Origin of the sequence: Psychrosphaera sp. 1_MG-2023 (assembly GCF_030548245.1) — a bacterium.
Lineage (GTDB): Bacteria > Pseudomonadota > Gammaproteobacteria > Enterobacterales > Alteromonadaceae > Psychrosphaera > Psychrosphaera algicola.
In genome coordinates this window covers 56,568-69,766 of sequence record NZ_JAUORW010000001.1, presented here as the reverse complement: position 1 = coordinate 69,766, position 13,199 = coordinate 56,568, and the positions used below count along the sequence as shown (strand labels likewise).

Annotated in this window: 10 protein-coding genes; 8 read left to right on the top strand and 2 right to left on the bottom strand. The window is 40.0% G+C overall.

Going from position 1 to position 13,199, the window contains the following annotated elements:
* The first annotated feature begins 38 nt into the window (after positions 1 to 38).
* From Q4575_RS00245 to Q4575_RS00225, 5 genes are all read left to right on the top strand, one after another.
* On the top strand, positions 39 to 680 hold the full coding sequence (locus Q4575_RS00245) for a MarR family transcriptional regulator (RefSeq protein WP_303520947.1): 642 nt from the start codon (positions 39 to 41) through the stop codon (positions 678 to 680).
* The gene (locus tag Q4575_RS00240) at positions 677 to 1,501 is read left to right on the top strand and encodes a DUF3307 domain-containing protein (RefSeq protein WP_303520943.1); all 825 of its coding nucleotides are present in this window, start codon (positions 677 to 679) and stop codon (positions 1,499 to 1,501) included. The genes Q4575_RS00245 and Q4575_RS00240 overlap by 4 nt, the downstream gene beginning before the upstream one ends.
* A 100-nt stretch (positions 1,502 to 1,601) precedes the next feature.
* Positions 1,602 to 2,663 carry a ribosome small subunit-dependent GTPase A gene (gene rsgA, locus Q4575_RS00235; RefSeq protein WP_303520941.1) on the top strand — a complete coding sequence of 354 codons (1,062 nt, stop codon included), beginning with the start codon at positions 1,602 to 1,604 and terminating at the stop codon, positions 2,661 to 2,663.
* 243 nt (positions 2,664 to 2,906) lie between these two features.
* Positions 2,907 to 3,923 carry an LLM class oxidoreductase gene (locus tag Q4575_RS00230; RefSeq protein ID WP_303520938.1) on the top strand — a complete coding sequence of 339 codons (1,017 nt, stop codon included), beginning with the start codon at positions 2,907 to 2,909 and terminating at the stop codon, positions 3,921 to 3,923.
* 88 nt (positions 3,924 to 4,011) lie between these two features.
* Positions 4,012 to 4,812: an SDR family NAD(P)-dependent oxidoreductase gene (locus Q4575_RS00225; protein ID WP_303520936.1), complete on the top strand. Its 801-nt coding sequence runs from the start codon at positions 4,012 to 4,014 to the stop codon at positions 4,810 to 4,812.
* Between the two features lie 10 nt (positions 4,813 to 4,822).
* Here the strand turns inward: Q4575_RS00225 and Q4575_RS00220 are convergent, their stop codons facing one another.
* Positions 4,823 to 5,725 carry a LysR family transcriptional regulator gene (locus Q4575_RS00220; protein WP_215963105.1) on the bottom strand — a complete coding sequence of 301 codons (903 nt, stop codon included), beginning with the start codon at positions 5,723 to 5,725 and terminating at the stop codon, positions 4,823 to 4,825.
* Between the two features lie 127 nt (positions 5,726 to 5,852).
* Between Q4575_RS00220 and Q4575_RS00215 the strand changes: the two genes are divergently transcribed.
* The 3 genes from Q4575_RS00215 to Q4575_RS00205 all read left to right on the top strand — a co-directional run bounded on the left by Q4575_RS00215 (position 5,853) and on the right by Q4575_RS00205 (position 10,326).
* Positions 5,853 to 6,842, top strand: a complete 990-nt coding sequence (locus tag Q4575_RS00215) for a zinc-dependent alcohol dehydrogenase family protein (protein ID WP_215963104.1) — start codon at positions 5,853 to 5,855, stop codon at positions 6,840 to 6,842.
* Positions 6,843 to 7,220: 378 nt separating this feature from the next.
* Entirely contained in the window at positions 7,221 to 9,686 is a 2,466-nt protein-coding gene (locus Q4575_RS00210; protein ID WP_303520933.1) for an Ig-like domain-containing protein, read from the top strand.
* Positions 9,687 to 9,777: 91 nt separating this feature from the next.
* Complete coding sequence (locus Q4575_RS00205; protein WP_215963102.1) at positions 9,778 to 10,326, top strand: hypothetical protein; 549 nt, start codon at positions 9,778 to 9,780, stop codon at positions 10,324 to 10,326.
* A 140-nt stretch (positions 10,327 to 10,466) separates the two neighbouring features.
* Here the strand turns inward: Q4575_RS00205 and Q4575_RS00200 are convergent, their stop codons facing one another.
* Complete coding sequence (locus Q4575_RS00200; RefSeq protein WP_215963101.1) at positions 10,467 to 13,199, bottom strand: hypothetical protein; 2,733 nt, start codon at positions 13,197 to 13,199, stop codon at positions 10,467 to 10,469.

Here is a 13,199-nt window from a genome sequence, read left to right as displayed (position 1 = left end):
TAAGGTTGCATAATACTTAACTATTGAGAAACTTCGAAATGATCGCCGTGTTAACTGGAGACATTGTTAATTCAACAAAAATGTCAAAAGAGACGTATTCAGAAGTCATAAAGCAATTAACGTCATTACTGCAAGACGTAAACGTCCAGTTTAACGCCGTCGGTGAAATATACCGTGGTGATGAATTTCAAATTCAATACCCTAACCCATTAGATGCACTAAAAAGCACATTATTAATTAAACTCGCACTGCATTTAGCCACGTTTTCAGAAAAGCCAATCCAGTGTACACTTTCGCTCGCCTATGGTGAATACGACATTTATGCCGATAAACCAAACACGTCATCAGGTTCGGTATTTGTTGCGTCTGGACGGGGACTTCAAAAAACATCAAGGGGTGAACTATCACTTCTGATTGAGCAAGATTTAGACGAAAGTGAGCTTAACTTACTCACACAGTTTTTAAATCATCTTTTAAATCGACTCACCAAAACTCAAGCCACCTTGCTTTATCAATATATTGAAAACGATTTTACCGATCATAAAACCATGGCTGAGTTAACCGCTACCACTCGCCAAAACATCAGTAATAGGCTCAGTAATATTGGTGCGAATTTAATAAAAGAATATATTGAGAATGTTAATCGTAAGATTGAATATCTGAAGGAAAAGTCACAATGACAGCCTTGTTGTTGCTTCTAACCGCCCACTTTATTAGCGATTTTTATCTACAATCGCCGCAGTGGCTAACGCAATCAACCTCTAAATCCGTAAAAATCAAAACGCTCTGGAGACGCGCAATTATACACGCCCTGCTCTACACTTTAGTATTAACGACAATTATTTATTTAACACCGACAAGCCTAACTCAAGCCATTACTGCGGTTTTTGTTATCACTGCCGGTCATTTGATGGCCGACCTTTGTAAGTCACCAAAAAGCAATAACCTTGTCTACTTTCTACTCGATCAATTACTTCGTATCGTCATTTTAGTCATAGTTTGGGCTGTTATTTCCAATATTACTTTTATAGACGTTATTGGATTTTTAAAGCAACTCATTACCCCTAAAACCATGATCCTCGGTATTGCCTATTTGCTCGTTTGTAAACCGGCATCGGTTTTAATAGCACTCGCTCTAAAGAAACACACCGATGCGTTAACTCATAATAATATGGCAACAAGAAGCGACACATTAATTAGTCAAACGCCGGATAAAACAGAAGTCGAACTGAAAATCGAAAAAGAAAACAATGTTGGGTTAATCTCAGCAGGTTCATGGATAGGCTACATTGAACGATGTTTAGCGATTTCTTTTATTTTTATGGGGCAATTTGCAGGCATTGGTTTTTTAGTCGCCACAAAAACAATTTTTAGATTTGGCGATTTAACAAAAAACAAAGATATGAAGCTGACAGAATATATGTTGTTAGGGACATTAATTAGCTATGCAATTGCATTATTTATTGGTTGGAATGCAATGCTAATATACAAAAGTATTTAGTCGCCTTAACTGAGTTTCACTTACTTCAAAAACGGGCTATATCGACTATAGTGGGTAAGCACAACGCTTATTTAAACTAAACCGAAAAGAGTAAATAATTTTGTCTTCATCTTCACATTTGAGTTTGCAGCAACTAGGCTGGCGACCATTCTTTCAACAGCAGATCAATTTAGATGAATATGACACCTGTCTATTTTGTCGAGTTGTGGAGCAGCACCGAAGTAAAATAGTTGTTGTGAGCGACCAAGGTCAATTTGATATCCGACCATCCAATATTGCTGAACCTATTTGTGTCGGGGATTGGCTTTTAATCAATAAAACCACAAACATAATTGAGCGAAGTTTAGAAAGGCAATCTGTGTTTCAACGTAAGTCTCCAGGGTCAAAAGTTGATACGCAACTTATCGCAGCCAATATAGATCACCTCATCATTGTCAGCTCACTTAATCAAGACTTTAACTTAAGCCGAATAGAGCGTTATATAGCGGTTGCCAAAGACGCTATGGTCGACCCTATTGTCGTCCTGACCAAAGCCGACCTATGTGAAAATAATGAAGAAGTAACAAATAAAATACACCAAGTACAAGATCTCGACGCGATGATGGTCACGTTAGCCGTAAATGCGTTAGCGTATTCAGACCTCGAACAACTTACCCCTTATTGCAAACTAGGCCAAACCATCGCGTTTGTAGGTTCCTCAGGCGTCGGTAAATCAACAATTGTAAATACGCTATTGCAAACTGAATCTATGAAAACAGGCAGCATCAGAGAAGATGACGCCAAGGGCCGACATACAACAACTCACAGAGCATTAAAATCGCTACCACAAGGTGGATTGTTAATGGACACGCCGGGGATCAGAGAGTTGCAGTTAACTGAATGTGAAACTGGTGTTAATGAAACGTTTAGTGAAATTGTGGCATTAGCTAAACAGTGTCGATTTAGTGATTGCTCTCACCAAACAGAACCCGGATGCGCTGTTCAACGTTCACTTGCAAATGGAGAACTAGAGCCGCGACGATTCAATAACTTTCAGAAATTGTTAAAAGAACAAGCCTTTAATAGTGCTACATTGGCTGAACGCAAAGAAAAAGATAGGAATTTTGGCAAATTAATAAACGCAGTTCAAAACGAGTCCAGGTTACGTAAAAAGGGCTTCTAATGACATTGTCATCAAATTTCAAATTCATTTTTAACCATTGACAGCCAAGCTAAATCTATAATTGTAGGCCAATTTTGTATGTTAAATTGACTAAATACCCTCTCCCTTTATCAACAAAATGTAAAAACTGAATATCTAAATTGACGTATTATCAATTACTTTAATTGTCGTTAGTATAATGGTTAGTTTCACAGTGAATATCGGCAAGTAAATTGTTCACTCATTTCTACCATGGACCAAAACATGCAGCAAAACATGCAAACGACGAAAAAGACGCAAGGCACTCAAGACACAGCTCAGACAAACTGTTTTCCTTCATTAAACTCAGGATATAACTCTGTTTTTAAATTAGGAAAATTAAGCATTGGACTTGTGGTACCACTAGAGCGGTATGAGTCTGGTCCAGTGCCGACAATGGAAGACCACTTAACCCGCGTACAACTCGCTGAGCGTTTGGGCTTTAAATCTGTTTGGTTACGAGATGTACCGTTTAATGTGCCTGCATTTGGTGACGCTGGTCATGTTTTTGATCCATTTGTTTATCTTGGTTATCTCGCCGCGCAGACCAAAACCATTGCGCTAGGTGTTGCGAGTATTGTTTTACCACTGCGGCATCCAGCCCATGTTGCTAAATCCGCCGCGAGTGTTGATGTCTTGTCTAATGGTAGAGTCATCTTAGGAGTAGCCTCCGGAGATAGACCTCAGGAATATCCAGCAATGGAACTTGAATATGAAAACCGAGGTGAACGCTTTCGTGATAGTTTTGAATACATTAGAAAAATGCAAAACGATAAACCGACCTTTGATAATAGGTATGGAAAATTTGACCACGATAGCGACATCGATATGCTCCCAAAATCAACCAATGGCCGTTTGCCATTGTTGGTAACAGGCGGCAGTCAACAATCACCTGAATGGATCGCCAAAAATAGCGATGGGTGCATGGTCTATCCTCACGACCCTCTTGTACAAAAGCTATTTGTTGAAGATTGGTATAATCGGCTTAAACGTTACAATCGAGCGCCGCAACCCGTAATGCAACCTTTGTATTTTGACTTAGCTACCTCTAACTCAGCTAAACCTGAGCCAATTCATCTCGGTTTTAGGTCTACGGTTGAGTATTTAGTCGGGTATTTAAAATCGCTCGAACGTGCAGGAATTAATCATGTGGCACTTAATTTACGATTTAATCAGCTCGACATTGAAACAACACTAAATTTATTGGCTGAAAACGTACTGACCGAATTTAGCAAACGCTGACTAAATTAACAAAGCCATTGAACTTCCCTAAATTAATTATTAACTAATCAACCATACAATAAAATGTAATGTGTTCGGAGAAACTAAAATGAAGAAAACAATATTGATAACCGGGTCAACTGACGGCATTGGCTTTGCAACGGCTAAATCATTGCTTAAATTGGGTCATGAGGTTTTATTGCATGGCAGAAGTGAAGCCAAACTAGCGGCGGTTAAAACCTTGTTGTCAGATTTTGCATCGCCTGAATTTATTAAAACTTATAAAGCTGATTTATCCATCCTAAGCGAAGTTAAGCAATTGGCAAACCAAATCAAAGAAGAACACCAACACTTAGATGCGTTAATTAACAATGCGGGGGTGTTCAAAATTGCAAATACCGAAACCATTGATGGGTTTGATGTTCGATTTGCCGTTAACACCATTGCCCCTTATTTGTTAACCCAACAACTTTTACCAATAATGGATAATTCTGGCCGAGTTGTGAACGTATCCTCCGCAGCACAGGCGTCAATCAACCCCGCAGAGTTGTTTACCGTGGGTAAGTTGTCAGACAATGAAGCTTATGCCAAAAGCAAACTCGCAATTACTATGTGGTCAAGGCAAATGGCTATGTCGTTAGGTTCAGATGGTCCAGTAATTGTCGCCGTTAATCCTAAGTCATTTTTAGGCAGTAAAATGGTAAAAGAAGCTTACGGCGTCGCTGGCGAAGACGTTCAACAAGGTGCTGATATTTTGGTAAAAGCTGCATTATCTAACGATTTTGCAAAAGCTTCTGGGTTATATTTCGATAATGACATAGGACAATTTTCAGCACCGCACCCAGACGCTCTCGATACCAACAAAACGATCAAGTTGACACAAGCCATCGAGCAGGTTTTAGCCCGTTAATTTGAACCACTCAATGTGACGATTTCTCCCAATACGGCGTGTTGCCAAAATATTGGGAGAAATAGTCGATAAACGCTCGGACCTTAGGGGCAACAAGTCTAGAACTTGGATAAACGGCCCAAATAGCCGTATCTGAAACCAATGGAAACTCTTTTAGTATCTGAACCAATTTACCATTTTCAAATTCCCGATAACCACACCACATCGAACACAAGGTGACACCAATACCTTCAACACTTGCATCGCGTATCGATTCACCATTATCAGTACGTAACATGCCTTTCGCTTTAACTCGAACAACCCCCTCAGGCGTTTCAAATTGCCAATTGTCTAATCCAAATAACGTAATGCATTGATGATGTTGTAACTCCGAAGGGTGAAGTGGTTCTCCGTACTGCTTGATATAGTCAGGTGACGCACAAACTACGCGTCGGTCGGGGGACAACTTTCTGGCAATGAGTGTCGAATCATTGAGGGAAGCGTTTCGAATTGCAATATCAAAACCACCTTCAACCATATCAATCATGCTGTCACTTAATCGCAAATCTATTTTCAATTCTGGATATTGGTCGATAAATCCTTTTAAGGCTGGGATTATGTGCATCCTGCCAAATGACGCCGGAGCCGCAACTCTGATAGTACCTTGGGGTGTATAACTGCCAGCGCCAACCGCCGCACGAGCTGTATCTACGGTATCGAGGACACCTTCCGCGTGGGGCAAAAATGCCAGTCCCTCTTCCGTTAATGACACTTTTCGAGTTGTTCGATAAATGAGTTTTACACCAAGCGAGGCTTCCAATTTATTCATATGTGAACTGGCCACTGCAGGAGATAATCCAAGTTCATTCCCCGCTAAGCTTATATTATGTGTAGCGGCAATTCTGACAAACAACTTCAGATGTTCAATATTCATTTTATTATCAACAAAAAGTAAAAACTGATTATGTAATCAAGCATATTATCAAACCCATACATTGTAAATATACTGACCGCATAAACAAAACACAGAATCTAAATAGAACATATTTAAGGAAATAATAATGAAAGCAATGATCATCAAACAATTTGGCGGCACTGAAGTATTTGAAGCAGCAGAAGTCGCAAAGCCAGAAATAAAAGCCGGCCATATTTTAGTTAAGATTGCCGCTACTAGCGTGAACACAGTGGATACTATGTTGCGTCAAATGGGTGCTGAACTCGGTCCATTAGCTCCAACAATGCCGGGTATTCTCGGAATGGACTTTGCTGGTACAGTTGAGTCCGTTGGTGAGGGCGTAACTCAGTTTGCTGTGGGCGATGAAGTATATGGCTGTGCAGGCGGTTTAGGTGAACTTCAAGGTGCCTTGGCTGAATACATGGTAGCTGACGCAAAGTTGGTTGCGCTAAAGCCAAAAACCATCAGTATGCGTGAAGCAGCGGCGCTACCTTTGGTCGGTATTACTGCCTACGAAGGGCTTATTCGTGCAGGTATTTCAAAAGGACAAAAAGTCTTAGTACATGGTGGTAGCGGTGGCGTAGGTCACGTTGCATTGCAACTCGCTAATTATTTTGGCGCAGACGTTTATTCTACTGGCGGCGGTGAGCCGCAACTCGCTTTAATTGAAAAGTTAGGCGCTACAGGTATTAATTACCGCAACCAAACGGTTGCTGAGTATGTTGAACAATACACAGATGGCGCAGGTTTTGACATTGTTTATGATTCTGTTGGTGCTGCTAACATAGCTAATTCATTTGAAGCAGCTGCACTTAATGGCCAAGTTGCTACGACAGTATCAATGATTGAAATGGACTTAACGACAGCACACTTTAAAGGACTGTCACTACATGTGGTATTTATGTTGATCCCGATGATTCATAATGTGAAACGTGAACAACATAGTGAGATTTTAACGACGTTAGCGGCCATCGTTGATGAAGGTAAATTAACGCCAATCGTAGACGAAAAACACTACTCGCTAGAACAGATTGGTCAAGCACATGAGCGTCTTACAAGTGGCAAAGGCATGGGCAAAGTGGTTGTTGATATTTAATCACTAACAAATAAATCACAAAAATTGATAGATAAGTGTCTAATAACAGGCACTTATCTCCTTTTATACTCCACTAAAACAAAAGGTTCCACAATTCAATAAAGCAACTATTGCCGCCGTTGACTTGCCCTCTACTAGTTACATTCAATCTTTATCCCCACAAATTTTTAACCGATTTGCTACCTAAGCCTCTAAAATATTTTATATTTACGGCGTCACAATCCCCATATGTTTGTCTATACTTGTGACATAAAAATATGCATATTTGCCTTAAAAACAAAGCAGAAATTAAGATAAAACAAACCTTTATTTTGTTGCAGGTTGTCTAGCTAAGTGTTTAAATCTGTTACTGAATCAACATTAATTCAATGGAAAATCATGGTAAACCTAAAGTTATTATTCGTATTGTTTTTCACGTCAATTTTATTTGGTTGTAGTGACACGGAAACGTCAACCGCAGACTTAGAAGTGACAGGTACTAATGGTATTTTGTCTGTCACATTGACAAATTCAGAGGATACCTCTGCAAATATAATTTCTCTTGGCGCATCGGCTATTATCAAAGTAAAACTAACCAATGCCGACAAAGGGGTAATAACTAATCATGCTATTGAATTTTCATCAAATAAAGGTACCGCCTCATCTGATGCCAGATTAACCGGTTCTGATGGCACCACAGAATTTGTCGTCGATACGACAGGGATCTCAACTGGTATTGTAACCGCGACAATATCAACAACCGTCGACGAAGAAGTTTTGCAAACTGATATCTTATTTGAGGTGGTAGACGCAACAACTGTTGTTGTAGAAGAAGACAGTTTTAACATCGCACTTTCCATTGTAGACAGCACGGGAATAGTAACAAACCGTATCCGTGAACAAAACTCAGCGCAATTACAGGCTACGCTAACTGATAAAGACAATGCGCCCATTGTTGATACGCCAGTATTTTTTACTGCTGAATTAGGCGCTTTACAGGCCCCTTCTGCTTTAACTAATAGTAATGGGATTGCAACCGTTAGTCTTACGACCGACACAACATTAGGCGCTGGATTTGCGTCGGCCCAAGCTGAAGTTAACTCAGTGTCAAATTCTGACTCCATAGCCTACGAAGTGATTGCAGGCGTAAATGTAGAAAGCGTTAACTTAGGTTATTTTGATGATTCAAATACCTTTATTCTTGATCAATTTAAACCTGATCCAAGTCTTGAAACACCAGCGACAATAAACGCAGGGGCAACACTTGGAATTGAATTTTCAATCGTAGACGATGCACATGAACTGATTACCGACTCAATAACAGCAAGCTTTACGTCAACTTGTGCCGCCAACGACAAAGCATCAATAGACACCGCAATAACAAGTGTTAAAGGCACGTTTAAAGCAACTTATAAAGACATTAGTTGTGCGGGTAATTCCGGTAATGTTGATACAATTATCGCGACCATCACTGTTAATTCTAAAGACTATGTAATTACTCACGATATCACTTTGTTGCCAGAAGGCTTAGGCTCAATAGAGTTTGTGAGTGCCTCACCGGAATCAATAGTAATTAAAGGCGCTGGCGGTCAAGGCCAACAAGAATTTTCAACGATCACATTTTTAGTCCGAGGCGAACTAGGCAACCCAATTGAACAACAAAAAGTAGAATTCTCGCTAACATCAAAAGTAGGCGATATAAAACTAGTAAACGATTCCGGAACGACCAATTCTAATGGTCTTGTTAGCGCAATAGTGCTCTCAGGAACCGTTCCAACTTCAGTACGAGTCAATGCGACGGTTGCACTGGAAAACGACATCAATATTTCTACTCAATCTGATTTATTGTCAATAAATACCGGCCTTCCTGATCAAGATTCATTCACAATTGCATTTTCCGAAACAAACCCAGAAGCTCGAAATATCGTAGGCAAGCAAGTCATTGTAAGTGCCTATTTGGCTGACAGCTTCAACAACCCTATTCCCGATGGCACTACCATAAATTTTACAACCGAAGGTGGTGCAATTGAGTCACATTGCAATACAATCAATGGTAAGTGTTCTGTTATGTGGACCAGCCAAGAACCGTTTTTAGATAACCACCGAGCGACAATATTAGCTTATGCCATTGGTCATGAAACCTTTTTTGATGTGAACGGCGATAATATCATGGGTGACGCAGACGGCACTGTTGCAAACAATTTAATTGGGAACATGGATGCTGTTGATTCAGGGTTCCAGCGTCCAGACACCCAACTCACTTCTGGTTTTATTGACCTACAAGATGCATGGCGTGACGACAATGAAAATATGCTCTACGACAGTGGCGAAAAATTCTTTGATTACAATTCAAATGCGGCCCATGATATCGGCGACGGTTACTTTAATGGACCACATTGCAACAGCACGACATTGTGCTCAGATGATGCGAATAAACTCATACATATAAGACGCGCTGGCGTACTGATTACTTCAAGTAGTAATGCCTATTTAAAAGTAACGCAATTGTCGAATGATGCCGTTCTTGCCCAAAACTATGGCAATGAATCAATAAGTTCTTCAACAGCCATCGCTCGAAATGATTTTGCGAGTTACAAACTTGCCATTTCAGACAATGCAATGCAAACCATGGCAGTCGGGACGCAGATTAGCGTTACAACAACTGCTGGCGAATTATCAGGAACAACTCAACTGCGTATCGCTGATACGGTCGGTACTCTCGACCCTGATGGTTATGGTGGGGCTTTCATGACATTCACATTAAAGAATAATGTCGGAGAAACCGATACCGCAGAAGTTTCAATCGAAGTGGTCGCTCCGTCGGGTACGTCAACAAATACGTCATTTACTGTAGCGCTTGACTAGTTCAGTCGCAACTACACCTACAACTAAAGCTATATAAGGTCAGGTAGCCAGTTAGCGCTGGTATTCCTGACCGCTCAATTTGGACTTGATAGTGAATTTTAACGACGCTCAAAACGACATGGATATTGCCTATTTTGGCGGGGCTACAGGGGTTTTAGTCTCCGGCATTGTTTGGTGTATCGCGGCCTCGGTTGCTCTATTTTCTACCGATAAAAATAGTATGCTTACCCTGTTTTTTGGTGGCATGGTTATCTTCCCACTTTCAATTGTTCTCGCTAAATTACTACAACGTAGTGGCGCACACCACAGTAATAATCCCCTCAGTAAACTCGCAATGGAAACTACCGTTATCTTGTTTGTTGGCTTATTTATCGCATTTGCCATCGCACAAAACCAAGCGACTTGGTTTTACCCCATAATGTTATTGGCCATTGGGGTGCGTTATCTAATGTTTCAAACGTTATACGGTAATAAGTTGTATTGGGTACTTGGTGCCGCGCTAATGCTGGCGGGTGCTCTATGCATAGTTTTTAACGCGGCCTTTATAACCGGTGCATTTGTCGGTGGCATAATTGAAGTGTTGTTTTCTTTTGCCCTATTTTATAACGCCAAAAAAGTGTCGTCACGGACAAAGTCCTGAACAACACTCTTAAAATCATGAATTAAGGCATGTTTATATTAAAATAGATGAATTGAGAATCAAAAAACACTAAAGCAGTAAGATAATTAAAAGGTCAGGTACGGACAATCGATATTCTCTTCTGACCTTTTAATACAAAGTTAGTTATGCAAATTAATATTCAGTTCTTCAACTAATAATAAAGTTTTTTTATCCGTCGAAAAGACATTGTTTAGTCCCTGTGGTTCCTGCGCTGGGTCACCCATATAATCGTCGCCTAAATGCCAAACACCATTATGGTCAGGGTTTGCATGCCCATTACCGCCATATGCCCAAAAATTAAGTCCCGCTAACACCTGACTGTTGTTTTTGCTTTTTAGCACCAGATCAAAAATACTCGCAAAAAACTTGTCTCGATACACAGTAGATGTATTTGGCTTTAAACGTTCCAAATTACGCGGAAAACCAAACTCAGATAACACTATAGGTTTGTTTAATTCAACGGCAACGTTAACATGCTCAGCCATATATTGTTTTGCTTTTTCAATAGCAACCAAAGTTGATTCAGCCTGAATATCATTGTTATTTTTGTCATATTTTTGATACCAGTTCCAATTTTTTGGCCAGATATGCATCGTCAGATAATCAATATTCGGATTATCATGCAATTTTTGATAAACATCGACACGATTTAAACTACCTGCTGCACCTTCATTACCCGTTGAAACCAGTTGAAACGGTGCAAGTTTTTTAAGCAGTGCTACTGAGGTATCGAGCCACTCTTTAAATGGCTCGTAATTAGCTTGGGTAAATACCCTAGGTTCATTCGCTAATTGCCACGACATAATAGTTGAGTCTGTGTTATATGCCTGGCCTGTTATCGAGTTTGTTCGAGTAACTATTTTTTCTACATGACGATAAAAGGCATTTGTACACGGAATACAACGATGAAACTGTTGGGTATACGACATGTAATCAGCCCATGTTGTATCTTCGTTAAATGGGTTTGGCACGTCGCCGTAACCATTCCAATTTAGGTATTGCGACATACCACCTGACCAGATCCAATTATTGGTTAAATACAAAACAGCAACCATGTTCCGTTTTTTCATTTCAACTAATAAATAATCTAAACCCTCTAATAAAGTTAAGTCGTATTTACCTTGCTGAAATTGTAACGCAGGTTTAACAACAGAATGACCATTTCCGCCATCAGCTCCCACTAAAATACGTAAATTGTTTACACCAATTTGTTGTAATTGATCTAACTCTAACGTTAAGCGACTTCGGTCACCATTTTTTGCCGCAATTAAAGGTCCATACCAATAGTTGGTGCCAATAAAATAGTAAGGTTTGCCGTCGCGTTTAAACTGGCCATTAATGGTTTGTATAAAGCTATTTGGAGCAATAACCTTGTGTTCAATTTCATTTGACGGTGCAGACTCACCACTTTCGTTTTTCGCAACAATACGATAGAGGAATGTTTGCCCAGGGGTTAACCGTTCGGTATCTTGAAATAAGGTATCTAATGTTGGATCAAACTTGTTTTTACCATCAGAGATATTATCGCCAATAACATGCCATTTTGATCCATTTATCTGTTTTCGTTCAACTCGATAACTTCTTCCTAAAGGTGACCCCATCCAAGTAATTTTTCGGTCCGGTGAAATCGCCCTAATAACTGGCGGTTCAGGAACGGGCAATTGAGGCGCTTTCGACAACCCATCCATTTGTGCCTGAGCCAATCGAATAAGATTTGTCACTTCGAGTTCTTGATAATCTTTACCGGCGTCAAAGCCCGGTAAATGGTAACTGTAATAAGGGCTGTTACCTTCCCGATGAAAATAAAAACCACCGTCATTACGATGACCTCGAAATCCCCAAATAAAGGCCCCTGCCGCTTGTGCGCCATTAAGTTCAAAATGAGTGGCGGTGTGCATAATCTCAGCTATACCTTTGATTGGTTTCAAACCATACTCACCAACTAAATAGACTTTTTTACCGGCTATTTTTGCTAGATCATCTTTAATAGTTTGCGGCTTGTTATTGTCGTTAACTGTATAAAAATGATTATTAATAATGTCAATATTTGGGTCATTCAGTGAATGTTCTAAAATTGACAAATAGTTGCCATCAACCACAAGTTGGTTGGGCGCTAAAGACTTTATATGTGCCGCCGTCAAAGCCACAAATTCAGCCGTACTGTCTTTTAGTTCGTTACCCGTTTCCCAAGCCATTATTGCTTTTTCTTGATAATAATAACGACCGGTGATGGTATTTTTTCGAGTGATAACTTGCTTAATAATATCTAAATAAGCGCTAAATGTTTTGCTGTTTACGTTATAAAAGTCGTCTTGGGTTTCATCGTAAAATGCCGCTAGTTCTTGACGTCCACCCCACCACTGCCAATGGTCAATAAAAGGCAAAATCAATCTTAGCTTTTGCTCACTGGCGTGAGCGATCATTTGGTCGTACACCACCATTGCGGTTTCATTTAGCACCGGCATTGCAATTTGGTTATTACCCTTTTTCGTATCCACAGGTTTGAGGATGTGAGACTCGCGAGTACATGCAATATCGTCTGGGTGTTCAACGGAAAGTACATAAATTCGAGTCGCTTTATGTCCCGACTTAACGAGCGCTTTTATCCAATTTTGTTGCTCGTCAGATGTTGGCCATTTAAAAAATTGCCCCCAACCTCGGCGATCTGCTTTACAAACGCCCTTAACATCATCCTCAATACGATGTAATTCAGGGGCATTTAGTCCGGCAAAACGAAAGATCTTGTTGCCATCTCTTAGTTGATGCCCATCTCGGGAAATAAAATGTTCAAACCCCGCAAAGCTTGTTAAAGAAAATAACAACATAATTAATAAACTGACTAATTTAAACAT

What these genes read in the sequence shown, in the direction of transcription:
- Q4575_RS00200 (WP_215963101.1), bottom strand. Translation starts at nt 13,199, where the DNA reads ATGTTTAAATTAGTCAGTTTATTAATTATGTTGTTATTTTCTTTAACA.
- Q4575_RS00245 (WP_303520947.1), top strand. Translation starts at nt 39, where the DNA reads ATGATCGCCGTGTTAACTGGAGACATTGTTAATTCAACAAAAATGTCA.
- Q4575_RS00215 (WP_215963104.1), top strand. Translation starts at nt 5,853, where the DNA reads ATGAAAGCAATGATCATCAAACAATTTGGCGGCACTGAAGTATTTGAA.
- Q4575_RS00210 (WP_303520933.1), top strand. Translation starts at nt 7,221, where the DNA reads ATGGTAAACCTAAAGTTATTATTCGTATTGTTTTTCACGTCAATTTTA.
- Q4575_RS00240 (WP_303520943.1), top strand. Translation starts at nt 677, where the DNA reads ATGACAGCCTTGTTGTTGCTTCTAACCGCCCACTTTATTAGCGATTTT.
- Q4575_RS00225 (WP_303520936.1), top strand. Translation starts at nt 4,012, where the DNA reads ATGAAGAAAACAATATTGATAACCGGGTCAACTGACGGCATTGGCTTT.
- Q4575_RS00230 (WP_303520938.1), top strand. Translation starts at nt 2,907, where the DNA reads ATGCAGCAAAACATGCAAACGACGAAAAAGACGCAAGGCACTCAAGAC.
- Q4575_RS00220 (WP_215963105.1), bottom strand. Translation starts at nt 5,725, where the DNA reads ATGAATATTGAACATCTGAAGTTGTTTGTCAGAATTGCCGCTACACAT.